The organism is Sorangium sp. So ce176 (assembly GCF_051519835.1).
Classification (GTDB): Bacteria; Myxococcota_A; Polyangia; order Polyangiales; family Polyangiaceae; genus Sorangium; species Sorangium cellulosum_G.
In genome coordinates, this window is the sequence record NZ_CP150371.1 from 2,071,906 (window position 1) to 2,096,168 (window position 24,263).

The window sequence follows — 24,263 nt, forward strand, 5'->3', positions numbered from 1 at the left end:
CGGCATAAGCCTACGCGTGGCGCTCGCCGTTGGCCATTGCCGCCGGGGGCGGCGCGCGGGGCGTACAACAGAGGTCGCCTCGCGCTCGCCGGCCGCGGCGCTGGCTCGGACTGTGCGGCGCGGCCGCAGGCGGCGCGCGAATCAGCCGAGCTGAGCGCGCAGCGCCTCGTCCATGGCGTCGAGCGGCGGCTCCCGCCCCGTGTACAGCCGGAACTGCTCCGCCGCCTGGTGGAGGAGCATCCTCCCGCCGTGAACAGCGGTCGCGCCGCGCCGCCGCGCCGCCTCCACGAGCTCCGTGATCATCGGCTTGTACACGATGTCCATGACCAGCAGATCCTCCCGGAGCGCCTCCTCCGGGACAGGGCTCCGCGGGTCGACCTCGGCCATGCCGCGCGAGGTGGCGTTCACGAGGATGCCGTGCTCGGGCGAGGAGGCCGCGCCGTCGAGGGGCACCGCCGTCCCGCCGACCGCCGCGGCGAGCTGCCGCGCCTTCTCGAGGTCGCGGTTCGCGATCGTGACCGCCGCGCCGCGCTCCGCGAGCCCGAACGCGACAGCGCGCGCCGCGCCGCCGGCCCCGAGGAGCAGCACCCGCGCGCCCCCGAGCTGCGTCACCTCCTCGAGCGCCCGCACCGCGCCGATCCAGTCGGTGTTGTAGCCCCGGAGCCACCCCTCGTCGTTGACGATCGTGTTCACCGCGCCGATCCGCGCGGCCACGGGGTCGATCTCGTCGAGGAGCGGAATTACCGCCTGCTTGTAGGGCATCGACACACCGAGGCCGCGGATTCCGAGCGCCCGCATCCCGCGCGTCGCGCCTTCAACATCGGTCACCGCAAAAGGGATATAGGTAAAATCGAGCCCGAGCGCGCGGTAGCCGGCGAGGTGCATCGCGGCCCCTGTCGATACCGGATGACGCGACATTGATCCGCAGAGTGTGATGCGGCCCAGAGCCTGGGAGAACGGTGCAGTCGATGAAGTACAGCGGTGCATGCGGCGAAGCTGGCCTGTCTCGAGCGCGGATGCTAGCCCCGCCGGCGATGAGCGAGCCCGGCTCCCCCCCGCCCGCGGCGGAGGTCGCGACAGCGTGCCTCCCGCCCGACAAGGCCGAACTGTTCATACCTCGATCCGATCGCGCGTTCGCGCGGCGCGCCTACCGGACTGTCGCGCCGCTCGCGCGCAGCCTCCTCAAGGTCGTCGCGGCGCTCGTGATCCTCACGATGGGCCGCTCGACGCTCGCGGACCAGTACCACGTGCCCACCGGCTCGATGTGGCCGACGATCGCGCCGGGCGACCGCATCCTCGTCGACAAGGTCGCCTACGGGCTCCGCGTCCCGCTCGTGGAGGGCTACCTGCTCGAGCGCAGCGGGCCCCGCGCCGGCGACGTCGTGCTCTTCGCGGATCCGCGCGGCGGCTCCACCCTCCTCGTCAAGCGGGTGATCGCGCTCGCCGGCCAGACGGTGATGCTCCGGGCAGGCGTGCTGTACGTCGACGGCGCGGCGCAGCCCGTCGAGCAGCTCGGGGACGGCACGCGGGTGGAGCACCTCGGTCGGGTCACGCACGCCGCGGGCGAGCCCGACTTCGCCGCGTTCGGCCCGGTCGTCGTGCCCGCGGACCACCTCTTCGTGATGGGCGACAACCGCGCCGCGTCGCTCGACAGCCGGGTGATGGGCGCGGTGCCGCGGGAGCTCGTCCGAGGCCGCGTGCTCCGGGTCGTCTACCACCACGACGCCGCGGGCTTCGATCTGTCCCGCGCCCTGCTGAGCGTCGACTGAGCGCCCGCCCTCGCTACGCCCCGCCGTTCGCCATCATCGCCCTGAGCTCGTCGCCGCTCAGCGTCTCGACCTCGTAGAGCCGCGCGGCGATGCGCTCGAGCGTCGCGCGGTGCCCGTGGATCATCGCCCGCGCCCGCGCCTCCGCGTCCGCGAGGATCCGCGCGACCTCCGCGTCGACCTCGCGCGCTGTCGCGTCGCTGCACTCCCGCGCCCCCGCGCCGGGCGGCGCGCCCCGCGCCTCGTCGAGGAACGACAGCGGCCGGCGCGGGTCCAGCGCCGAGAGCCCCACCCCGCGGCCCATCCCGAGCTCGCGCACCATGCGCCGCGCGAGATCCATCGCGTTCATGAGGTCGTCCTGCGCGCCGGTCGACAGATCCCCGACGGCCTCTTCCTCGGCGACGCGCCCCCCGAGCAGCACGACAAGCCGGTCGAGGATCTCCTGCCGGCTCCACAGGTAACGGTCCTCGCGCGGCTGCTGCATCGTGTACCCGAGCGCCCCCGGTCCGCGCGGCACAACGGACACCTTGCGCACAGGATCCTGCGTCGGCAGCAGCGTGGCCGTCAGCGCGTGCCCCACCTCGTGGTAGGCGACCACCCGCTTCTCGCGCGCGCCGAGCCGCCTCCCGCGCCGCTCGAGCCCCGCGATCCCGCGCTCGATCGCGGCCTCCATGTCGCTCTGCCCCACCGCGCTCGCCCTGCGCCGCGCCGCGAGCAGCGCCGCCTCGTTGACGATGTTCGCGAGATCGGCGCCGACGAGCCCGGCGGTCTGCGCGGCCATGGCGTCCAGATCCACGCCCGGATCGAGGACCACCTTGCTCCCGTGCACCGCGAGGATCTCCTTCCGCTCGGTGAGATCGGGCCTGTCGATGTGCACTCGGCGGTCGAACCGCCCCGCCCTGAGCAGCGCCGGATCGAGGATCTCGGCGCGGTTCGTCGCGGCGATCACGACGATGGCGGCGCGCGCGTCGAACCCGTCCATCTCGGTCAGGAGCTGGTTGAGCGTCTGCTCGCGCTCGTCGTTGCCGCCGACCGAGCCGCCCAGCCCCCTGGCCTTTCCGACAGCGTCGAGCTCGTCGATGAACACGATGCACGGCCCCCGCTCGCGCGCCTGGGCGAAGAGATCGCGGACGCGCGCGGCGCCGACGCCGACGAACATCTCCACGAACTCCGACCCGCACGCGCTGAAGAAGGGGACGCCCGCCTCTCCCGCGATCGCGCGCGCGAGCAGCGTCTTGCCCGTGCCGGGCGGCCCCACGAGGAGCACCCCCCTGGGCATCCGGCCGCCGAGCTTCTCGTAGCGCTCGGGCGCCTTGAGGAAGTCGACGATCTCGCCGAGCTCGGCCTTCGCCTCGGCGCTGCCGGCGACGTCGCGGAACGTCGCCGTCGACCCCCGCTCCTCGTGGAGCCGCGCCCTGTTCTTGCCGAACGTCGTCGCGGCGGTCGGGACGTTCCCTGCCGCGGTCGCCCGGCGCGAGGCGAGGTAGATCGCCGCGACCAGGCCGGCGATCGGCAGCATCAGCCAGAGGTGCGGCAAGAGCCCTCGCTCGTCAGCGACGCGGGTGTACGGGATGTGGCGCCTGTCGAGGCCGGCGAGCAGCTCCTTCTCGGTCTGCTCGATGCGCCCCGTGCGGTAGCTCCGCTGCGCGTGCGTGCTCGGGCCGGGCACCGTCCGCCCGATGTACACGTCGCCCAGGATCTCGACCTCGGCGAGCTCTCCGCTCTCTGCGAGCGCGCGAAAGCGCGCGTACGGAATGCGCCTGTCGGACGCGACAACCACCTGAAGCAGCAGCGCCGAGCCGAGCACCAGGACGAGAACAATCCAGAGTGACCGCATGCGCCCGCCTCCGCGCGGACAGGCGACCTCGCCGGCAAGCCGGCCCTGCCGCCGCCGTTCGCCCTGCACGGAGCCTGCCAAGGCGGTTCGTGCACCTCCGTGGCAACTCCGGAGCAACTCCGGATCAGGAGGGGCAGGCGGCGTTCGCTCGTCTTCACAGCTTCACAGCACGGCTTCACAGCGCCGAGCGCGCCCGGCGCGGCATGGACGCACGGCGCGAACCGATCAATTCTCGTCGCATGGGGAGAGCTCTTGTCTTGATGGCTGGTCCTGTATCGATGGTGCTGCTCGGGTGCGCGGGGGCTCCGCCGCCTCCGGCCGAGCAGCCCGAGCCCGCGCCGCAGGAGGAGCCCGCGCCGCCCGTGGAGCCCGCGCCGGCGGCCGCCCTGGGCGACGAGGCGCCGGGAGCGGATCCCGCCGCCGCGACGCCGGCGGCGCCGCGGCGCGACGACTCCGTGCCCGACGACTACGCGCTCATGCACGGCGACTGCGTGGAGCTCGGCAAGCAGCTCACGGTGCTCACGCGCACGGAGCAGGTCGCGGCGCTGAGCGCCAAGCTCACGCCGGAGCAGCGCGGCGAGACCGAGAAGAAGATCGACGTGGTCGCGGCCAAGCTGGGCGAGCAGTACTCGCAGATGTGCGAGCAGAACGTCGGCAAGCACGTGGATCCCAGGTCGCTCAAGTGCGCGTTCGACGCGCGGACGGTCAAGGCGTTCGAGGACTGCCTCAACGCCTCGCCGCCGGCCAGGTGAGGCCCCCGCGTCCGGCGCGCCGAGCGCGCGCCGGACGCGCGCAAGATGACGGCGCGCCCGGTGCAGATATAATGGCGGCCAGCATGGACGCCTCGCTCCTCGATGACCCCTGGATCGCCGCTCAGGTCGACGCCGCCGTGGCGCCTTACGTGGGCCGCCTGCCGGCGCACGAGGTCGCGTGGATGCGCGAGCAGCTCGCGGAGGTCCTGGTGCACGACGAGGAGGCGAGCCGCCTGCTGCGGCGCGCGCATCCGCGCGAGGTCGACGAGAGCGGCGAGCGGGCGTTCGGGGTGCTCGGCGCCGCGGAGCGCGCCAGGGCGACGAAGGCGGGATAGCGTGCGCGCTCCGGAAGACCGGCTGGTCGCCGAGGGGATCCACCTTCTCGCCCTGGTCGCGAAGCGCATCGCGCGCCGCCTGGGTCGCCGCATCCCGGTCGAGGACCTCGTCGCGCTCGGGCACCCGGCGCTGATCGACGTGGCGCGGACGTACGATCCGAGCCGGTCCACGTTCGAGGCGTACGCCAAGCGGAAGATCCGGTGGGCGATCTTCGACGGCATCCGGCGGGAGACGCGCTGGCGCTCCGCGGCCGCGCGAGCGAGCGCGCTCGCCGCGTCGGCGCGGTTCGCGGAGGGGCGCGGCCCGGACGCCGACGCCGACGCCGACGCGCCTGCCACGCAGGAGGCCTACGCCGCGCGGCTCAGCGGCCTCCTGGCCGGGCACGCCGCCGCGATGGCGCTCGGCCTGGCCTCGGCCCACGGCGACGTCGCCGCCGTCCCCGACGCCGCGGACAGCCCCGAGGAGTGCGCCTCGCGCGCCCAGCTCGCGCAGGTCGTGCGCGACGCCGTCAGCGAGCTCCCCGAGCGCGAGCGCGCCCTCGTGGAGCGCCACTACTTCGACGGCGAGCGCTTCGACCAGATCGCGCAGGATCTCGGGATCAGCAAGAGCTGGGCGAGCCGGCTGCACGGCCAGGCCATCGAGCGTCTCGGCGAGCGGCTCCGTGCGGCGCGCTGATCGCGCCGCGGGCGCGCCGCCCGAGCCGGCGTCCCACCCGCGATGGCGGCTAGCGCTGCCGGCTCTGGTACGAGCGGATGTACGGGGCCCGCTCCTCGTCGCTGACCGGCTCGTTGCTGATCACCCGGTGGTCGCGCGGCATGAAGTTCACGAGCCGGACCATCATGTGGTCCTTCGCGACGGTCATGTTCCCCTTGCGGCGGAGCTCCGCGGCTTCCTGGAAGGTCTGCACCTTGGGGTCGTAGGCGATCATGTGCAGATCGCGTCCGAACGGCGGGGGCAGGTCTTCCACCTCGACGATCTTGTAGATGCGGATGCCTCCGCTTCTCTCGGCGGCCGCCACGACCGCGCCGACGACCAGATCCTTGCCCGTCGGATCCGAGGCTTCGGGAACAGGGGGCGCGCGGTCGCAGGCCGGCGCGAGCGTCAGGGTGCCGGCGCACACGGCGACGGCGAGCGCGATCGACCTCATGGGCGCTGAATAACATCGCTGCGACCTGGCGCAAGCGTCTCGCCGCGGCGGCGCGGATCTCCGCTCCGCAACGTCTCCCGCCGCCGCGCTGCCTCGTGGTAGACGGCGCCTCCGAGACAGCGGTCGGGAGCGATCCCTGGAGGAATGCGATCATGCGACTCGAGGACACGAAGTTCGTCGTCACAGGCGCCGCCCAGGGGCTGGGTCGCCACTATGCGCTGCGGCTCGCGGAGCTCGGGGGCCAGGTCGCCGCGGGCGACGTGAACGAGGAGGGGCTCGCGTCGCTGGTCGAGGCGGCCCAGGGGTTCCCCGGGAAGATCCACGCGCGCCCGTTCAACGTGGCGGTGGAGGCGGAGGTCGAGGCGTTCGTCCGCTTCGCGCACGAGGCGATGGGCGGCCTGAACGGCCTCGTGAACAACGCCGGCATCCTGCGGGACGGCCTGCTCGTCAAGAAGGACCGCCAGACGGGCGCGGTCGTCAAGCTGAGCGCCGCGCAGTGGCAGGCGGTCATCGACGTCAACCTGACGGGCGCCACGCTCATGGTCCGCGAGGTCGTCGCGAAGATGGTCGAGACCGAGCAGAAGGGCGTCATCGTCAACATCAGCTCCATCGCGCGCCACGGCAACCGCGGCCAGTCGAGCTACACAGCCGCGAAGAGCGCGCTCGCGGCGAACACGAAGACCTGGGCGCTCGAGTTCGCGCCGTTCGGCATCCGCGTCGGCGCCGTCGCGCCCGGCATGATCGAGACGCCCATGACCCAGGGCATGCACCAGAAGGCCCGCGACGCCCTGGTCGCCATGATCCCCGTCGGCCGCATCGGCGTGCCCGAGGACATCTGGCAGGCGGTGCGCTTCGTGATCGAGTGCGAGTACTTCAACGGCCGCTGCATCGACGTCGACGGCGGCCTCACGATGTGACGCCGCCGGCGGCCCTGCCGCCCGCGCCCCTCCGCCACGCTCCCACCAGCACCGCCGACGCGCTCGACCCGAGCGTGGTCCAGACCACGAGACGATCCGTCCGCAGGACGTTCGTGCTTGACGCATCGATATTGAAAGCTATGTTCAATATCATCCGTGGCCGTCAACGTAGCCGGGGGTCTGCATGTACGTCTGCCTCTGTATGGGCGTCTGTGACCGAGAGATTCGCGAAGCGATGAACGAGGGGGCCTGCTCCGTTTCGGAGGTGATGGAATGCACGGGTGCCGGCACGCGGTGCGGCTCCTGCCGGCCGACGATCGCCAAGCTCGTCGGCGATGGTGAGTCCGCTCCCACGCCACGCCGCCTGACGATGGCGCCGGTCTCCAGCGCAGCCTGATTCTCCGCAGGTTGCCCTGCATCGCGCCGGTTTCTCCGGTGAGGCGGCCCGTGTCGCTGCGTATTTCCTTCGAAATTTCTTGCGCACCTGCGTCGACCTTGCGCATTTGACCTGGGCGCTGGCGCTCCAGCCGGCGCGCCCTCGCCTCGAGATGCGGGGCGAGCACGACAGGCACGAGCGCGAGAGGATCCGATGAAGGGTGCGAAAGATATCGTCGACGCGTTGAACGAGGTGCTCGCGGGAGAGCTCGTCGCGATCAACCAGTACTTCCTGCACGCGAAGATGTGCCAGCACTGGGGCTTCGTCACCCTCGCCGCGCACGGGCGGGCCGAGTCGATCGACGAGATGAAGCACGCCGACGCGATCATCGACCGCATCCTCTTCCTGGAGGGGCTGCCGAACCTCCAGCGCCTGGACACGCTTCGCATCGGGCAAAGCGTGCCGGAGCAGCTCAAGAGTGACCTCGAGCTCGAGTACCACGCGGTCAAGCGGCTCAACACGGCGATCGCCCTCTGCCGCGACAAGGGCGATCGGACGACCGAGGAGCTCTTGGCCAAGATCCTCGAGTCCGAGGAGGAGCACATCGACTGGCTCGAGACGCAAATCGGGCTGATCGAGAAGCTCGGGGAGACCGCCTACCTGTCCCAGCAGATCCGCGAGTAGGGCAGGGTAGGGCTCGCCCCCGCTCCGCCGGCGCCCCGCGTGCCTCCTGGCGGCGAGGGCCGTGCTTGACGTACGATACGGTGGACGCATGTCCAAGACGCCGCGGACGACCGCGCTCGCGCGGTGTTGCGCCAGCTCGGCGCGCGTCGGTCGTGATCGTCGCGCCGCTCTCGTCCCACCAGGGGGATGAGGGCGGCGGGGGAAATCCATGTCGAAGATTCTTGTCGTCGATGACCAGCGGAACATGCGGACCACGCTCGCGATGATGCTGCGTGGCGCCGGGTACGACGTCGATGAAGCGGCGGACGGCAGCCAGGGGGCCGACCTGGGCGCCAAGGGCGCCTACGACGCCGTGCTCACCGACCTCCGGATGGGCGGCTTCGACGGCATCGGCGTGCTGCGCGCGGTGAAGGAGTCGAACGCGAACACCGAGGTCATCGTGATGACCGCGTACGGCACCATCGAGAGCGCGGTCGAGGCGATGCGGCTCGGCGCCTTCGACTACATCCAGAAGCCGTTCTCGGAGCAGGAGCTCCTGGTGAAGGTGGAGCGCGCGATCCAGAACCGGAAGCTCACCGGCGAGGTGCAGCTTCTCGCCAGCGAGTTCAAGGAGCGCTACCGGTTCGAGAACATCGTGGGCCGCTCGCAGGCGGTCCGCGAGGTGCTGGGCCGGATCGTGAAGGTCGCCCCGACCGACGCGACGGTGCTCATCACGGGCGAGAGCGGCACCGGCAAGGAGCTGGTCGCCAAGGCCATCCACGCCAACAGCAAGCGCGCGGACCGCCCGTTCGTGCCGGTGAACTGCGCCGCCATCAGCGAGACGCTCCTCGAGAGCGAGCTGTTCGGCCACGCGCGCGGCTCGTTCACGGGCGCTGTCGCGGCGCGGAAGGGGCTGTTCGAGGAGGCCGACGGGGGCACGTTCTTCTTCGACGAGATCGCGGAGACCCCGCTCACCTTCCAGGCGAAGCTGCTCCGCGCCATCCAGGAGAACGAGATCCGCAGGGTGGGCGAGAACAAGCCGATCCAGGTCGACGTGCGCATCATCGCCGCGACGAACCAGGAGCTCCTGACAGCGGTCGCGGAGAAGCGGTTCCGCCAGGACCTCTACTACCGGCTGAACGTCGCGCGCTTCGTGCTCCCGCCGCTCCGCTCGCGGCGCGAGGACATCCCGATCCTCTGGGAGTTCTTCCTGGAGAAGTACAACCGCAAGATGAGCTGCCGCGCGCGCGCCGCCGATGGCGTCGTCGAGGCGCTGACGCAGTACGATTTTCCCGGCAACATCCGCGAGCTCGAGAACATGGTGGAGCAGGCGGTGGCCCTCTCGGGCGGCGGCGTCATTAGCGTCGACGACGTGCTCCCCGCCGCTGTGCAGCCGAAGCGTCCGCACGAGGGCGGCGGCAGGCTGCTCGCCGACGTTGTCGACTGCGCCGAGCGCCAGGCCATCGAGGTCGCGCTGCGGGAGTGCGACGGCAGCCGGGAGCGCGCCGCCGAGGTGCTCGGGATCAGCGCGACAACGCTGTGGCGCAAGATGACGCGCCTGGCCATCACCTATCCCCCGGGCTGAGCCAGCGCCCTCCTCTGTGCCGGGCGGCGCGGCGTGCTCCTCCGGGCGGGCAGCGCGGCCGGCCTGTCAGCCAATCTCAGCAGCGCGTACCCGCAGGGTACAGCGAGTGTGAACCACCCTGCTCCTCAGGCTGCTGCTCGCCGGCCGAGCAACCTGATGCCCACCAGGCTCAGCAACCGCCCGCTGACCCGGGTTCATCCGGCACATACGGCCGGACAGAGCAAACCACCTGACTCAGCAGCAATTCAGGGCAGCTAGCTCACGACGGATTGCATCCCTGCAATGTAGGAGTGTCGGGATTTGCCTTAGTGCAATGAGGCGGCTGATGTAGACTGTGTTCTTCTGTTTCACTCCGGCGTCGGAAACCACAATCCGACGATTCGGTTACTTGGCCCGGCGATTGCTAAACCGGTAGGCGTAATAGATGGCGGCAGCCGCCGCAGGAGGACGCTTAATGGCCCGCATGCTGATCGTGGACGGTGAGAATTCCCAGCGTCGCGCTCTTTCGGCTGGGCTGAGCGTCGAGGGGTTCGACGTCGCGTTCGCGGCCTCGTTCCAGGATGCGCTGCGCATCCTCGGCTCGTCTTCGATCGACGTCGCGATGATCGACCTGATGATGCCGGATCTGAACGGCCTCGAGCTGGCCCGCCATATCCGGCGCGCCTTCCCGAGGGTGCGCGTCGTGCTTTCCAGCGCGTATCACCTCTCCGCGCGCCAGGTCGAGCGCGCCGACTGCGGCGCCGTGGCCTTCGTCCCCAAGCCTTACAAGGTCGGAGAGATCTGTCGTTTCCTCCGCGCCAAGACGAGCGTGCTCACGCCCGCGTCGTGCTAGTAGCGCGGCGTGCGCTGCGAGCTGCTCGACTACGAACTCCCTGAAGCGCTCATCGCGTCGCGGCCCCCCGAGGAGCGGGACGGCGCGAGGCTCCTCCTGATCGATCGCGGCCGCAGCGACCGCGAGATCGAGCACGCCGCGATCCGCGATCTCGACCGGCACGTCGAGCGCGGCGCGCTCGTGGTCGTCAACGACACGAGGGTCGTCCCCGCGCGCCTGTTCGGCAGCAAACGCGGCACGGGCGGGCAGGTGGAGCTCTTCCTGCTGCACCGGCTGGACGAGGCGCCGGCCAGCGGGGGCGACCTCGCCGGCCCTGCGGAGGGCGCGGCGCGGCCCGAGCGCTGGCGTGCCATGGGCCGCGCGTCGAAGCCGATCCGCCCGGGCGCCGTGCTCGATCTCGAGCGCGACGGGGCGCTGGTGGCAGAGGTGCTGGAGCGCGCGGAGGACGGCGTGCTCACGGTGCAGCTCTCCTCGCCCGCAGGGCTGTCCATCGCCGCTGCGATCGACGCGTACGGGCACATCCCGCTCCCTCCCTACATGGGCCGGGGCGACGACGCGTCCGATCGCGAGCGGTACCAGACCATCTTCGCGCGCGTCCCGGGCGCCGTCGCCGCGCCCACCGCGGGCCTGCACCTCTCGCCCGCCCTCGTCGAGCGGCTCCGCGCGAACGGGGTCGAGATCGCGAGCCTCACGCTGCACGTCGGCCTCGGCACGTTCCAGCCGGTCACGGCCGACGACCTCGACGTGCACCCCATGCACGCCGAGGTCTACTCCGTCCCGGAAGCGACCGCCGCCGCGATCGCGCGGGCGCGCGAGCGCCGCGCCCCGGTGGTCGCGGTCGGCACCACCGTCGTGCGGGCGCTGGAGACCGCCGCGGATCCGGCGCGCGCGGGCCTCGTGCGGGCGCAGTCCGGGGAGACGCGCCTCCTCATCCAGCCCGGCTATCACTTCCGCGTCGTCGACGCGCTGCTGACGAACTTCCACCTGCCGCGATCGACGCTGCTCGCGCTGGTGTTCGCCTTCGCCGGCCGCGAGCGCACGCTGCGCGCGTACCGCGCGGCGATCGACGCCGGCTACCGCTTCTACTCCTACGGTGACGCCATGCTGATCCGCGGGGCGAGCGCGCCATGAGCCGCACGCCTGGCTTCTCGTTCACCGAGCTCGCGCGGGACGGTCATGCCCGCACGGGCCTGCTCTCCACGCCGCACGGCGAGGTCCCGACGCCGACGTTCATGCCGGTCGGCACCCAGGGCAGCGTGAAGACGCTGACCCCCGCCGAGGTGGCCGCGACAGGCGCGAGGATCGTCCTCGGCAACACGTACCACCTGTGGCTCCGCCCGGGGCCCGAGCTCGTCGCGCAGCTCGGCGGCCTGCACGCGTTCTCCCGGTGGCCGCACGCGATGCTCACCGACTCCGGGGGCTTCCAGGCCTTCTCGCTCGCCGAGCGGCGCACCCTCGTCGAGGACGGCTTCGTGTTCCGGTCGCACCTCGACGGCGCCCGCAAGGCGCTCACGCCCGAGGTCGCGATGGAGGTGCAGGGGCTGCTCGGGGCCGACATCGCGATGCAGCTCGACGTCTGCCCGCCCGGCGGCGCGCCGCTCCCGGAGGTCGAGGAGGCGTGCCGGCTGACGACGCGCTGGGGGAGGCGCTGCCTCGCCGCCAAGCGCCCCACGCAGGCGCTCTTCGGCATCGTGCAGGGCGGCACCTCGGTCGCCCTGCGCACGGCGCACGCGGAGGAGCTCGGCGCCCTTCCGTTCGACGGGCTCGCCCTGGGCGGCTTCTCCGTGGGCGAGCCGATCGCGATGATGCACGAGGTCGTCGCGCAGATCGCGCCGCGCCTCGACCCTGCGCGCCCGCGCTACCTCATGGGCGTTGGCACGCCGCTCGACCTGATCCACGCGATCGGCGCCGGGGTCGACATGTTCGACTGCGTGCTCCCCACGCGGAACGCCCGCAACGGGCAGGCGCTCACGCAGCACGGCAAGATCGTCATCAAGCAGGCGCGCTACAAGGAAGACCCGTCGCCGCTGGACCCGACGTGCTCCTGCCCGACCTGCGCGGGGGGCTACAGCCGCGCGTACCTGAGGCACCTCTACATGGCGGGCGAGATCCTCGTGCTGCGGCTGTTCACCGAGCACAACCTGCACCTCTACGGCCGCCTCATGCGCGAGGCGCGCGCGGCCATCGCCGAGGGGCGGTATGCGGCGTTCGCCCGCGCGTGGCTCGGCGCGCCCGACGCGAGCGAGTGACCCTACATCATCGCCATGGGCTCCTCCACGGCGCCCGGGGCAGGCGCCGCGGCGCTCTCGCCGGCGAGCGCAACGTCCGCGCTGTCCGGAGGGTTCCGGAGTACGATGAGCGAATGGTGAGAACTGGCCGTCCGCCTCGCGCCGCGCGCAGGTCTCCGCGCGCCACCGGCGGCGCCTCGGCGGCGATCGACAAGGCAGTAGGCTCGAGCCGCCGGTCCAGGAGCCCGAGCCGGTGGCGCCAGCCGAACGGCCGTCTCAGCGCGCGGGTCGCGTGCTTGCCCGCGCATTCCTCGTCCATTAGCCTTCGGACTCGGCCCGCGGAATGACGCAAGACGCCAACAAGAAGCCGCTCGGACGCATCCTCCTGCAGCAAAGGGCGGTCACCCAGCCCCAGCTCGAACAGGCGCTCCTCGACGCGCGTGCGAAGGGGGTCCCCCTCGCCACGAACCTCATCGAGAGCGGCACCGTCTCCGAGGTCGCTGCGCTGAAGGCCCTCTCCGAGCAGAGCGGCGTTCCTGGCATCGACCTCAACCAGGTCTGCATCAAGCTGGGCGACCTCTCGATCCTGCCCCGCGAGATCGCCGCGAAGCACAAGCTCTTGCCCGTGCTCGTGCGCGAGGACCGCATCCTCGTGGCCATGGCCGCGCCCGCCGACAAGAAGGTGATCGACGAGCTCGAGTTCGTCACCGGCAAGCGCGTCTTCCCGTACATCGCGCTCGCGGGCCCCCTCGTGCGGACCATCGCGGCCGCCTACGACATGAAGGAGCAGGGCGAGCCGTTTTACGTCGGCGCGAAGTGCCCCCCCGAGGTGCTGAAGCGCGCCGGCCTCGGCGCCGCCGCGTCGTCCTCGACCGAGGCGCCGCCCGCGCCCACGCCGGCGCCCGCTCCTGCGCAGCCAGCGCGCCGGCCTCCGTCCGCCGTGCCCCCGTCGACGGTGGCCCAGGCGCCTGCTCCGCCTGCGCCCAGCGCCGCCCCGCCAGCGCGGCCCGCGCCGGAGCGCCCGCGCGACGACGCGGAGATCTCGTTCGCCGATCTCACCGACGAGCCGAGCCCGCCCGCGGCTCCTTCGCCGGCGCGCATCTCCTCGGCGGGCCCGCCGCTCGTCGTCGACGACGCCATGCGGAGGGCGGCGGCGGCCGACGAGCTCACGGACACGGATTTCGGCACCGCCGATCGCGATCTGTCCATCGTCGAGTCGCTCCCGGGCGCGGGCAAGGCGCCGCAGGGCGATCAGACCACGATCCTGGTCGTCGACGACGAGCCCGAGATCCGGAAGCTGCTCCGCCGCATCTTCGAGGAGCGCGGGTACCGCGTCGAGGAGGCCGACCGCGGGCTCCTCGCCCTGCGCATGGTCAAGGAGAATCCGCCCGACGTGATGATCCTCGACGCCATGCTGCCCGAGGTGCACGGCTTCGACATCGCCCGCCGCATGAAGGGCACGCAGCGCTACGGCCACATCCCGATCATCATGATCTCGGCCGTGTACCGCGGGTGGCGGTTCGCCGAAGATCTGAAGTCGAGCTACGGCGTCGAGGCCTACATCGAGAAGCCCTTCCGCGTCGCGGACGTCGTCGCCGCCGTGGAGAACGCGCTCCAGGCGCGCTCGATCCGCGGCGATCAGGACCGGATCTCGGCCGAGGCGGAGCGCCTCCTCGCCGCGGGGATCGCGGCGTACCGCGCCGGCGATTTCGACAAGGCCGTGCGGCACCTGCGCGAGGGCACGGCCATCGACCCGCTCGCGTACCGGCTGCACTTCCACCTCGGCCTGCTCTACGGCAAGCAGGGCCAGCTCTACGACGCCATCCAGGAGCTGGAGACCGCCCTGCACATCAACGGCAAGCACTTCCCGGCGCTGAAAAACCTCGCCGTGCTGTACCAGAAGGCCGGGTTCCGCAACAAAGCGATCGAGACGTGGGAGCGCGCCCTGGGCGTCGCGCCCGATGACCCGACGCGGCAATCCATCAAGGAGCACCTGCTCGGGTTGCTCTGACCGCGCCTACCCCATGTCGTTTGGGGTCAAGCTGTCGTAGACTGCGCGGATTCCAACCCGCAGGCGCGTTCCTGGATGAAATTCATCTGCGATAACTGCAAGGCCAAGTACCAGATCGGCGACGAGAAGGTCGCCGGCAAGTCGGTACGGATGCAGTGCCGGCGCTGCGGGCACCTGATTCAGGTCAGCGCGAGCGTCACCGAGAGCTCCGTGGCGCAGGCGCTCCCCGTCGAGCCGCCGCGCGCGGCGGGCGACGACGCGCACCTCGCCCCTTCGAGCGAGGAGGCGCCGGCCGTCGGGACAGGCGCGCCGGCCGCCCGCGCCGCGAGCCCCGCGAGGCCGCCGCCGGCCTCGGTCCAGGGCGCCGCGCCGTCGCCGCCCCGGCCGGCGTCGCAGGCCCTCCCGCGCCCCGGGGGAGCGCCTCGACCTCCGGTCGCCCCGCGCGCTGTGCCCGCGCCCGTCGCGCGGCCGGCGTCGACCGCGTCGAGCCCGCGCCCTGCGACAGCGCCGCAGGCGCCGCCGGAGGCGCGGCCCGCCCCGCCGGCGCCCGCGCGGCCCGCGGCGCCCGCCGCCAGGGGAGCGGATCCCACGCCGTCGCCGCCCGGGGTCGCCGGCGCGTTCAAGCGGACCTTGTCCGATGACCGCCCGCTCGCCAAGGCGCCGACCGCGCGCGCCACGTCGAGCGAGGACTGGTACGTCGGGGTCGGCGGTGTCCCGATCGGCCCGGTGCGGCTCTCCGTCATCCGCGAGAAGGCGCTGGCGGGCGCTGTGGATGGCGACTCGCTCGTCTGGCGCGAGGGGTTCGACGAGTGGCTGCCGCTCAAGAACTTCCCGGAGCTCATCGAGATCGTCACGCAGGCCCAGTCCACCCGGGTGTCCACGCCCGCGCGCCGGACCAGCAGCACGGGCTTCTCGGTCGGTCAGGCCCAGGTCCCCTCCTCGGCGAGGGTCCCCCCGCTGGGCGGGGCCACGCCAGCGCGCCCGGCGGTGCGCGAGCCCGAGCTTCCCGGCGTGAACGAGCAGCCCTCGGCTGTCGCCGGCTCGGTCGCGGCCTTCACGGCGGCGGGGACGCTCGCCGCATCGACCTCACCGGCCACGTCTCCTGGGCGCGTCACGCCGCCCACGCCGGCGGGCAGCGCGCCGGCCGCGTGGCCGGGCGCCTCGGGGGGCGCCGCGGCGGCCCACGCCGCGGGCGCCGCGCCGATCGCGGTGCTCGCCGACCCCTTCTCGACCGCGCCGGCCGGCCACGTCGCCCCCGCGCCGCAGCCCGAGCTGGCGGCGCCCTTCCCGGCCAGCGCCGGTCTTGCCGCGGGCGGCTCGCCGCCTCCGACGGCGCCCGCGGCCGGCCTGGCGGTGGGCGGCTCGCCCTCCGGCGCGGCGCGCACGGGGGGCCTGGCCGCTGTCGTCTCATCGCAGGTGGCGGCGCCGGCGGGCGCGCTCGCTTCTGCGGAGCCCGCCCCCCTGGTGGCCACGCCTGGCAGCCTGGTGGAGACTGTCGCGCCGAGGCGGCGGTCGGGCATGAGCCCGCTCGCCTACGCCTTCATCGCCATGGCAGCGGCGTTCGGCGGCGTCTCCGCCTACGTCCTCCTCTCTCCGAAGCCGCAGCCCGTGCAGGTCGTGACCGTCCCGCAGCTCCAGCCGCCCGACCTGCTGCCGACAGCGGCCCCTCCGCCGCCGCCGAGCGTCGAGCCGGACGCACCTCAGCCGGCCGACTCCGCGTCGGCCAAACCCGAGGTCGCCTCGCCGGGCAAGCCGGGCGGCGCCGCGACCCAGCGCCCCCAGCCCGAAAAGCCGGTCGCCTCGGCGAGCCCTGCGCCGCTCGACCGGTCCGGGTTCGGCGCAGGGGTCCCCGGTCCCTCGTCGGGGCCGGGCACCCAGGGCGCCGGCGCTGGCCTGAGCCAGCTCTCTCAAGGGGAGATCGCCGGCGTCGTCGAGGGGAACCGCCCGAGCGTCCGGCGCCACTGCTGGCAGCCCGCCCTCGACGCGCGCGATCGCAATGCCGCCACCACGGCCCGCGTCTCGGCCTCGGTGGTCATCGGCGCCTCGGGCGCCGTCCAGTCGGTCTCGGCCGCCGGGTCGGAGAAGGACTACCCGGGCCTGTCGAGCTGTATCGCCTCGCGGATCAGGTCCTGGCGGTTCCCCCCCTCGTCGGGCTCCACGCCGGTGACCATCCCGTTCGTGTTCGCCGCCCAGTAAGCGCGCCCCCTGCGACGCCGGCGCAGGGGAGGGGAGGCCGCATCGCCGGGGCGCTGCGCTTTACGCCTGCCCGGGCAGGCGGTAATCGACGCGCTCATGGCAGAGCGCAAAGTCCGAATCCTCGTGGCGAAGCCCGGCCTGGACGGCCACGACCGCGGCGCCAAGGTGGTCGCCCGGGCCCTCCGCGACGCCGGCTTCGAGGTGGTCTACACGGGCCTGCACCAGACGCCGGACATGATCGCCTCCGCCGCGGTGCAGGAGGACGTGGACGCCGTGGGGCTGTCCATCATGTCCGGAGCCCACAACACCCTCTTCCCCGCCGTCATCGAGGCCCTCCGCAAGCAGGGCGCGGAGGACATCGTGGTGTTCGGTGGGGGCATCATCCCGGACGAGGACATCGCTCGCCTCCAGAACGCAGGCGTGAAGGGCGTCTTCACCCCCGGGACCACCCTGAAGAGCATCGTGGAGTGGGTCCAGACCCACGTGACCCCCCACGGCTGACCGCCGGGGCAGCGGCTCTCCCCACTCTCCCCCACCGCACGCATCCCCGGCCGGGCTTTCCCGGGTCGACAGCCGGGGCAGCGGCTCTCCCCACGCTCCTCCACCGCCCGCTCCTCCCACCGGACCTCCCCCGGCCGCCAACCCGCTGAGCCCGTCCGGCCCACCGCGGGGTCCTCCGCCGTCCGGGGTGCGAAAGGCCGCATCCGTCGGCGGCGATCCGCCTTGCTTCATTTCCATCTTGCCAGGCATCCGCCTGACGTGCCGGCGCCCCCCTCGATCCGCTCCCCACTTCCTCCCACGGACCCCGCTGAGCTGCGATCTTGCGGTATTCCCCGCGGTTTTGTCGGGTGCGACTTTGGGCGTATCTGTCCTACATAGGTAGCCACCAGGGTCCAGAAATCTCCCAATCTGTTGACACTCGGCGCCTCCCTCCGTAGCGTGGCGGGGCTTCGTGGGAAGAAGTGGCAGAGAATGTCACGACGCGGTGCGCGCCCGGTGCAGCAACGCGTCAACAAGCCCTCGGCGGGACAGGCCAGCCGCAGCTGGGGTCGATGAGCACGATGTTTCGCGGTCACTTCGAGCACGCGATCGACGCGAAGGGGCGCACGAGCCTCCCTTCGCGTTTTCGCGACGTGCTCGCGGCCGCGAACGACCTGCGCATGGTCATCACCCCGGCCCTCTTCGACCCTTGCCTACATGCCTACCCGATGAAGGCCTGGGAGGAGCTGGAGGCCAAAATTGCAGCATTGCCGCAATTCGATTCCAACGTTGTCGCATTCCGGCGCCGCTACCTGTCCGCGGCCGTCGAGTGCGACCTCGACAAGCAGGGCCGGATCCTCATCCCGCCGTCGCTCCGCGAGCACGCCAGCCTCACCAAGGACGTGCTGTGGGCGGGGATGGGACAGACGATCGAGCTCTGGTCGACGGAGCGGTGGAAGGCCGCTCAGCAGATGAGCGAGGTCGAGCTCCAGAGCTTCAAGACCGCAATCGCGGAGCAGTTCCGCCTATGAACGTTGTCAATGTAGTCCCCATGCACCTTCCCCCCCCGCCGCCCCGCCCGCGCGGCGAGCCGCACGTCACCGTCCTCGGCCGCGAGGTGCTCGCCGCGATCTCGCCGGTCAGCGAGGGCATCTACGTCGACGCCACCCTGGGCGCCGGCGGCCACGCCGAGACGATCCTCGAGACGCCCGGCACCCGGGTCATCGGGATCGACCGCGACGAACGCGCCCTCGCCATCGCGCGCGCCCGGCTCGCCCGGATGGGGGAGCGGGTGACCTACGTCCACGGCGAGTTCTCCGAGATCGAGCGGCACCTCGCCGCCCTCGGCGTCGCCCAGGTGGACGGCCTCGTGGCCGACGTCGGCGTGAGCTCCATGCAGCTCGACGACCCGGCGCGCGGCATGAGCTTCCGCGCCGAGGGGCCGCTCGACATGCGGATGGATTCGAGCCGCGGGGAGACGGCGCTCGAGCTGATCGAGCGGCTCAGCGACGAGGAGCTCGCGGATCTGATCTACCGCTACGGCGAGGAGCGCCGCAGCCGCAGGGTCGCCCGCTGCATCAAGCAGGCGGCCGAGAGCGGCGAGCTCGAGACGACGCTCGACCTGCGGCGCGCCGTGGTGCGCGCCGTGGGGCCGGCGCGCATCGGCGGCGTGGATCCGGCGACGCGCACGTTCCAGGCGCTGCGCATCGCCGTGAACGGAGAGCTCGACGAGCTCGAGGCGCTGCTCGCGGCGGCGCCCCGGATCATCGCGCCCGGCGGCGTGCTCGCCGTCATCGCCTTCCACTCGCTCGAGGACCGCATCGTCAAGCGCGCGCTGCGCGAGCCGGACGTGTGGCAGCCGCTCACGAAGAAGCCGGTGACCGCGGGCGACGACGAGATCGGCGACAACCCGAGGGCCCGCAGCGCGAAGCTCCGCGCCGCGCGGCGCGTCGGCCGACCGGAGGCGCACGCGTGACGCAGCGCCCGTTCCTCGCGCTCTGGACGCTCGCGGTGGCCGCGACGGTGGCGGCGTTCGTCGTGCACCTCGCCTTGCGGGGGCGCACGGTCGACCTCGGCTACCGGCTCGGGCGGGCGCGCGCCGAGCAGGCGCGGCTGCGCGAGGTCAAGCGGGTGCTCTCGCTCGAGGCGGCCAGCTACGAGACCCCGCAGCGCGTGGAGATGGTCGCCCGCACGCTGCTCGGCATGACGCCGCCGCCGCCCGAGCGGGTCATCCCGGTGCGGGGCTACGTGGCGCCCTCGGGCGATCGCGAGGCGGCGAGCGGGGAGACGGGCGGCGCGACGCCGGGCGCTGGGCGGCAGGAATGAAGAACCTCGACCCCAGGCGCGCGCGGTGGATCCGCATCCGCATGGGCCTGCTCTGCGGCCTGATGGCGCTCGGCCTCGGCGGCGTCGTGTCCGGCGCGTACCGCATCGAGGTCGAGGACGGCGACGCCTGGTACGACCTCGCGGAGCGGCAGCGCCAGCGGCGGCTCCACATCACGCCGAAGCGCGGCACGATCTACGACCGGAACGGCGCGCCGCTCGCGGAGAGCGTGGAGGTGCCCAGCGTCTCGGTGGACGCGGTCGAGATGCTCCGCGGCATCGAGGAGAAGTACATCCCGACGCAGATCCAGCAGTACGCCGAGCGCATCGCGCAGGCGCTCTCGCTGCAGGTCGAGGACGTCGCGGAGAAGCTCGGCCGGCGGCGCCGCTTCGCGTGGCTCAAGCGCCGCATCTCCGAGCAGGAGGTCGAGAACATCCGCGCGCTCTCGGATCGGCGGCAGCGCTACCCGGTGCGCGGGCTCGTGATCGAGGGCGAGGGGCGCCGCTTCTACCCGAACCGCGAGCTCGCCGGTCCGCTGCTCGGCTTCGTCGCCACCGACGGCGAGGGCAAGGAGGGGATCGAGCTCAGCCTCGAGCACGAACTGCGCGGCAACGCGTCCGAGGTGCGCGGGCTCCGCGATCGATCGGGCCGGCTCATCTTCTCCGAGGGGATCGAGGACGAGCAGGCGCTCGCCGGGCACAACGTCCACCTGACGATCGACAAGGGCATCCAGTTCACCGCCGAGCGCGAGCTCGAGGCGGCGATGAAGACGTACGAGGCGCTCGGCGGATCGATCGTCGTCGTCGATCCCGAGAACGGCGAGATCCTCGCCATGGCGAGCGCGCCGGGGTTCAACCCGAACGACTACTCGCAGAGCGATCCCGGCTCTCGGCGCAACCGCTGCGTCGTCGATCGCTTCGAGCCCGGGTCCACGATGAAGGTGTTCGCCATCGCGAGCGCGCTCGCGGCGAAGAGCGTCTCCCCGAGCGCGACCATCTACTGCGAGGAGGGGAACATGGCGATCGACAACGTCGTGATCCACGACACGCACGTGCACAAGTGGCTGACGATCCCGCAGATCCTCGGCCAGTCGTCCAACATCGGCACGGCGAAGATCGCACTCGGGCTCGGCGAGCAGCGGCTCTACGAGGGCTTCCGCCGGTTCGGCTTCGGCGATCTGACAGGCGTGCCGCTGCCGGGCGAGTCGGTGGGCGTGCTCAGGCCGCGCGGCCGCCCCTGGGTCCAGGTCGAGACGGCGGCGGCGTCGTTCGGTCAGGGGATCAGCGTGACCACGCTGCAGCTCGCGATGGCCACGGCGGCGATCGCCAACCGCGGGCGGCTGCTCGAGCCCATCCTGGTCAAGCGGATCACCGACGGCACGGGCGTCACGCTGTCGGAGCCCTCGCCGCGCGTGCGCCGCGACGCGGTGCCCGCGCAGATCGCCCGGATGATGTCGGAGATGCTCGTCGCGGTGACCGAGGGGAACGGGACCGGCGTCGAGGCGGCCATCCCGGGGTTCCGCGTGGCGGGCAAGACGGCCACGGCGCAGAAGATCGATCCCGCGACGGGCAAGTACACCGACACCCACTACGTGGCGTCGTTCGCCGGGTTCATCCCGGCCGAGAAGCCGCGCCTCGTCATCGCGGTGGTGCTCGACGAGCCGATGGGCGGCACCTACGCCGGCGGCTCCGTCGCCGCGCCGATCTTCCGGCGGGTCGGCGAGATGGCGCTGCGTTACCTGGGCGTTACCCCGCGCGGGAGCGTGCCGATGAAGCTGTCGGAGATCGGCGAGCAGTCGGGCGAGGACATCGCGGCGAACACCTACCAGGTGCTGAACGAGGCGCGATCCGCGGCGGCGCCGATCTCGACCGCGGTGGTCACGCCGTCCGCGCCGCTGAAGACGGGGGAGCTGCGCGTCCCCGACCTCACCGGCCTGCCGCAGCGCGAGGCGGTGAAGAGCGCCGCCACGCTCGGGCTCGACCCGAGCGTCGAGGGCACGGGCAAGCTCACGCGCCAGGAGCCGCCGCCGGGGACCGTGCTGCCCAAAGGATCGCCCCTGAAGCTCATCTTCGAGCCCCCCACATGACAGAGCGCGACCCCAGAGACGCCGCCGTCGCCGAGACCGAGCTCGCGCTCCGGCTCGGCGATGTCCTGCGCGAGATCCCGGGCGCCGCGCTCTCGCCGGCGGAGGCCGCGGGCCTGCTCGTGACGGGCGTGCACCTCGACTCGCGCAAGGTGGCCGAGGGGGACATCTTCGTCGCGCGGGCGGGGGAGCGCGCGCACGGCGAGCAGTTCATCCCCGAGGCGGTCGCGCGCGGCGCGCGGGCGATCATCCTCGCCCGCGGGAGCGCGGCCGACACGCTCGGCGCCGCCCGCGTCGAGGTGCCCGACGTGCCGCTCGCGCTCGCCCAGGCCGCGGCGGTCGTCTACGGGCACCCGACCTTCACGCTCGAGGTCGTCGGCATCACCGGCACCAACGGCAAGACCACGACCGCACACCTCGTCCAGGCCTGCGTCGATCGGTGCGGCGGGCGGGCCGGGATCGTCGGGACGCTCGGTTACCGCTTCGACGATCTCGACGTCCCCGCGTCACACACGAGCCCCGAGGCGGACGAGCTCGCCCGCGTCGCCGCCGCGATGGTCGAGCGCGGCGCGACGCACCTCGTGATGGAGGTGTCGTCGATCGCGCTCACGGCGAAGCGCGCGGACGCGACCCGCTTCCGGATCGCCGTCTTCACGAACCTCACGCAGGATCACCTCGACTACCACGGCACGATGGAGGCGTACGCCGCGGCGAAGGCGCGCCTGTTCGTGGATCTCGGCCCCGGCGCCGCCGTCATCAACGTCGACGATCCGTTCGGTCGGAGGCTCGTCGAGATGATCGCGCCGGGCGGGCTCTCGCGGCCGGCCGCGTCGACGCTCGCGCGCTACTCGACCGAGGTGGGCGCCGGCCCGGACACGGCGGAGATCGCGCCCATCGAGCTCGCGCACACGGCGAGCGGCATCTTCCTCCGCGCCCGCACGCCCGCCGGCGAGGTCGCCATCCGCTCCCACCTGCTCGGCGCGTACAACGCGTCGAACCTGCTCGCCGCGCTCGCCGTGGCGTACCTGCTCGGGTTCGACGTCGAGGACGCCGCCGCCGCGCTCTCATCGCCGATCCAGGTCGCGGGCCGCCTGGAGCGCTGCGACACGCCGGGCGCCGATGACGTGATCGTGCTCGTCGACTACGCCCACACGCCGGACGCCCTCGCCCGGGTGCTCGCGAGCGTCCGCGCCCTCAGCGAGGGGCGCGTCCTCTGCGTCTTCGGGTGCGGCGGCGACCGCGATCCGCTGAAGCGGCCGCGGATGGGCGAGGCCGTCAGCCGCGGCGCCGACGTCGCCTTCGTGACCAACGACAACCCGCGGAGCGAGGACGCGCGCGCGATCGCCGACGCCATCCTGCCGGGCCTCGCCGCCGGACGCGCGCGCGTCGTCGTCGAGCTCGATCGGGCGCGCGCGATCGAGCGCGCGGTGCTCGAGGCCGAGCCCGGCGATCTCGTCCTCATCGCCGGCAAGGGCCACGAGCCGTACCAGATCATCGGCGGCGTCACGCTGCCGTTCGACGACCGCGACGAGGCGCGCCGCGCGCTCGCCGCCCGCCGCAGCCGATCCCTGGCCGCGCGGCAGTCGCACGGAGGTGCGGCGTGATCTACGAGCTCTTCTACCCGCTCAAGTTCCACTACGGCTGGCTGAGCTGGCTCAACGTCCTGCGTTACATCCCGTTCCGCACGATCATGGCGACGATCACCGCCATGGTGCTGACGTTCGTGCTCGCGCCGTGGTTCATCCGCGAGCTCCGGCGCAAGCAGATCGGGCAGGTGGTCCGCGCCGAGGGGCCGGAGACGCACAAGATCAAGGCGGGCACGCCGACGATGGGCGGCGCGCTCATCCTGCTCTCGCTGCTGCTCCCCACCGTGCTGTGGGCCGATCTCAGGAACCCCTTCGTCCTCGCGACGACGGCCGTCACCGCGGGCTACGGCGTCATCGGCTACCTGGACGACTTCCTCAAGATCAAGCGGCGGAACAGCGGCGGCCTGCCCGGCCGCTACAAGCTCATCGGCCAGGTGCTCATCGGCGGCGCGGCCGTGTCCTACACGTTCCTGCTCGCGTCGAAGCTCCCGCCGGACTGGGCGGAGATCAGGACGCGGCTCTCGATCCCGTTCGTCGCGTTCTCGAAGTACCCGATCGAGCTGCCGCTCTACGCCTACGTCCCGTTCGCCGTGTTCGTCGTCGTCGCGACGTCGAACGCCGTGAACCTCACCGACGGCCTCGACGGGCTCGCGATCGGCCCGGTGATCATCAACGCCGGGACGTACCTCATCCTCGCGTACATCGTCGGCGCGTCGATCGCGAACTTCTCGCTCGCGACCTACCTCGACATCCCGGCGATCGCGTCCGCCGGCGAGCTCTCGGTGTACTGCGGCTCGGTCATCGGCGCCGGGATCGGCTTCCTCTGGTACAACACGTACCCCGCGCAGGTCTTCATGGGGGACGTCGGCTCGCTCGCCCTCGGCGGCGGGCTCGGGATGCTCGCCGTCTTCACCAAGAACGAGCTCCTGTCGATCATCCTCGGGGGGATCTTCTTCATCGAGACGGTCAGCGTCATCACGCAGGTCCTCTCGTTCAAGCTCACCGGCAAGCGCGTCTTCTTGATGGCGCCGATCCACCACCACTACGAGAAGAAGGGGTGGGCGGAGCCCAAGATCATCGTCCGCTTCTGGATCATCTCCATCCTCCTGGCGCTGGTCTCCCTGGCGTCGATGAAGCTGCGCTGA

General features: G+C 72.3%; 23 protein-coding genes. 20 read left to right on the forward strand and 3 right to left on the reverse strand.

All coding sequences use genetic code 11. From position 1 onward, the window contains the following. Window positions 1-141 precede the first annotated feature (141 nt). A complete protein-coding gene (locus WMF42_RS07900; protein ID WP_437691256.1) occupies window positions 142-918 on the reverse strand; it encodes a shikimate dehydrogenase in 777 nt (258 codons plus the stop codon). A 116-nt stretch (window positions 919-1,034) separates the two neighbouring features. On the opposite strand from WMF42_RS07900, the gene lepB reads away from it, so the two are divergent. After that, window positions 1,035-1,769, forward strand: coding sequence for a signal peptidase I (lepB, locus tag WMF42_RS07905; protein ID WP_081426610.1), 735 nt, complete (start codon window positions 1,035-1,037; stop codon window positions 1,767-1,769). Between the two features lie 13 nt (window positions 1,770-1,782). Here the strand turns inward: lepB and ftsH are convergent, their stop codons facing one another. Next, complete coding sequence (gene ftsH / locus WMF42_RS07910) at window positions 1,783-3,603, reverse strand: ATP-dependent zinc metalloprotease FtsH (protein WP_061609211.1); 1,821 nt, start codon at window positions 3,601-3,603, stop codon at window positions 1,783-1,785. A 260-nt stretch (window positions 3,604-3,863) separates the two neighbouring features. Here ftsH and WMF42_RS07915 point away from each other — a divergent pair, with 260 nt between their 5' ends. From WMF42_RS07915 to WMF42_RS07925, 3 genes are all read left to right on the forward strand, one after another. Then, the gene (locus tag WMF42_RS07915) at window positions 3,864-4,355 is read left to right on the forward strand and encodes a hypothetical protein (protein WP_155798518.1); all 492 of its coding nucleotides are present in this window, start codon (window positions 3,864-3,866) and stop codon (window positions 4,353-4,355) included. An 83-nt stretch (window positions 4,356-4,438) separates the two neighbouring features. Beyond that, window positions 4,439-4,690, forward strand: a complete 252-nt coding sequence (locus tag WMF42_RS07920) for a hypothetical protein (protein WP_061609225.1) — start codon at window positions 4,439-4,441, stop codon at window positions 4,688-4,690. A gap of 1 nt (window position 4,691) precedes the next feature. After that, complete coding sequence (locus WMF42_RS07925; protein ID WP_061609213.1) at window positions 4,692-5,366, forward strand: sigma-70 family RNA polymerase sigma factor; 675 nt, start codon at window positions 4,692-4,694, stop codon at window positions 5,364-5,366. A gap of 49 nt (window positions 5,367-5,415) precedes the next feature. Here WMF42_RS07925 and WMF42_RS07930 read toward each other — a convergent pair whose 3' ends face one another. Beyond that, window positions 5,416-5,838, reverse strand: a complete 423-nt coding sequence (locus WMF42_RS07930; RefSeq protein WP_061609214.1) for a hypothetical protein — start codon at window positions 5,836-5,838, stop codon at window positions 5,416-5,418. 152 nt (window positions 5,839-5,990) lie between these two features. On the opposite strand from WMF42_RS07930, the gene WMF42_RS07935 reads away from it, so the two are divergent. The 16 genes from WMF42_RS07935 to mraY all read left to right on the forward strand — a co-directional run bounded on the left by WMF42_RS07935 (window position 5,991) and on the right by mraY (window position 24,263). After that, entirely contained in the window at window positions 5,991-6,755 is a 765-nt protein-coding gene (locus tag WMF42_RS07935; protein WP_061609226.1) for an SDR family oxidoreductase, read from the forward strand. Window positions 6,756-6,939: 184 nt separating this feature from the next. Continuing rightward, window positions 6,940-7,152 carry a (2Fe-2S)-binding protein gene (locus WMF42_RS07940; protein WP_081426611.1) on the forward strand — a complete coding sequence of 71 codons (213 nt, stop codon included), beginning with the start codon at window positions 6,940-6,942 and terminating at the stop codon, window positions 7,150-7,152. Between the two features lie 192 nt (window positions 7,153-7,344). Beyond that, complete coding sequence (bfr, locus tag WMF42_RS07945) at window positions 7,345-7,815, forward strand: bacterioferritin (protein ID WP_061609215.1); 471 nt, start codon at window positions 7,345-7,347, stop codon at window positions 7,813-7,815. A 208-nt stretch (window positions 7,816-8,023) separates the two neighbouring features. After that, window positions 8,024-9,379, forward strand: a complete 1,356-nt coding sequence (locus WMF42_RS07950) for a sigma-54-dependent transcriptional regulator (protein WP_061609216.1) — start codon at window positions 8,024-8,026, stop codon at window positions 9,377-9,379. Between the two features lie 424 nt (window positions 9,380-9,803). After that, window positions 9,804-10,211 (forward strand): response regulator, encoded by a 408-nt coding sequence (locus tag WMF42_RS07955; RefSeq protein WP_233561763.1) that lies wholly within the window; start codon window positions 9,804-9,806, stop codon window positions 10,209-10,211. A gap of 9 nt (window positions 10,212-10,220) precedes the next feature. Further along, window positions 10,221-11,342, forward strand: a complete 1,122-nt coding sequence (queA, locus tag WMF42_RS07960) for a tRNA preQ1(34) S-adenosylmethionine ribosyltransferase-isomerase QueA (protein WP_061609218.1) — start codon at window positions 10,221-10,223, stop codon at window positions 11,340-11,342. Continuing rightward, on the forward strand, window positions 11,339-12,460 hold the full coding sequence (gene tgt / locus WMF42_RS07965; protein WP_061609219.1) for a tRNA guanosine(34) transglycosylase Tgt: 1,122 nt from the start codon (window positions 11,339-11,341) through the stop codon (window positions 12,458-12,460). The genes queA and tgt overlap by 4 nt, the downstream gene beginning before the upstream one ends. A gap of 322 nt (window positions 12,461-12,782) precedes the next feature. Beyond that, complete coding sequence (locus WMF42_RS07970) at window positions 12,783-14,450, forward strand: response regulator (RefSeq protein WP_434046285.1); 1,668 nt, start codon at window positions 12,783-12,785, stop codon at window positions 14,448-14,450. A 75-nt stretch (window positions 14,451-14,525) separates the two neighbouring features. Further along, window positions 14,526-16,646 (forward strand): GYF domain-containing protein, encoded by a 2,121-nt coding sequence (locus WMF42_RS07975; protein WP_437691263.1) that lies wholly within the window; start codon window positions 14,526-14,528, stop codon window positions 16,644-16,646. 96 nt (window positions 16,647-16,742) lie between these two features. Further along, window positions 16,743-17,147, forward strand: a complete 405-nt coding sequence (locus WMF42_RS07980) for a cobalamin B12-binding domain-containing protein (protein ID WP_061609429.1) — start codon at window positions 16,743-16,745, stop codon at window positions 17,145-17,147. Between the two features lie 551 nt (window positions 17,148-17,698). Beyond that, a complete protein-coding gene (mraZ, locus tag WMF42_RS07985) occupies window positions 17,699-18,157 on the forward strand; it encodes a division/cell wall cluster transcriptional repressor MraZ (protein ID WP_061609428.1) in 459 nt (152 codons plus the stop codon). A 20-nt stretch (window positions 18,158-18,177) separates the two neighbouring features. Beyond that, window positions 18,178-19,101 carry a 16S rRNA (cytosine(1402)-N(4))-methyltransferase RsmH gene (rsmH, locus tag WMF42_RS07990; protein WP_233561852.1) on the forward strand — a complete coding sequence of 308 codons (924 nt, stop codon included), beginning with the start codon at window positions 18,178-18,180 and terminating at the stop codon, window positions 19,099-19,101. Beyond that, entirely contained in the window at window positions 19,098-19,451 is a 354-nt protein-coding gene (locus tag WMF42_RS07995) for a cell division protein FtsL (protein WP_061609426.1), read from the forward strand. The genes rsmH and WMF42_RS07995 overlap by 4 nt, the downstream gene beginning before the upstream one ends. Further along, window positions 19,448-21,535, forward strand: coding sequence for a penicillin-binding protein (locus WMF42_RS08000; protein WP_061609425.1), 2,088 nt, complete (start codon window positions 19,448-19,450; stop codon window positions 21,533-21,535). Before WMF42_RS07995 ends, WMF42_RS08000 begins: the two co-directional genes overlap by 4 nt. Next, on the forward strand, window positions 21,532-23,136 hold the full coding sequence (locus tag WMF42_RS08005) for a UDP-N-acetylmuramoyl-L-alanyl-D-glutamate--2,6-diaminopimelate ligase (protein WP_437691266.1): 1,605 nt from the start codon (window positions 21,532-21,534) through the stop codon (window positions 23,134-23,136). The genes WMF42_RS08000 and WMF42_RS08005 overlap by 4 nt, the downstream gene beginning before the upstream one ends. Further along, window positions 23,133-24,263, forward strand: a complete 1,131-nt coding sequence (gene mraY, locus WMF42_RS08010; protein ID WP_061609423.1) for a phospho-N-acetylmuramoyl-pentapeptide-transferase — start codon at window positions 23,133-23,135, stop codon at window positions 24,261-24,263. Before WMF42_RS08005 ends, mraY begins: the two co-directional genes overlap by 4 nt.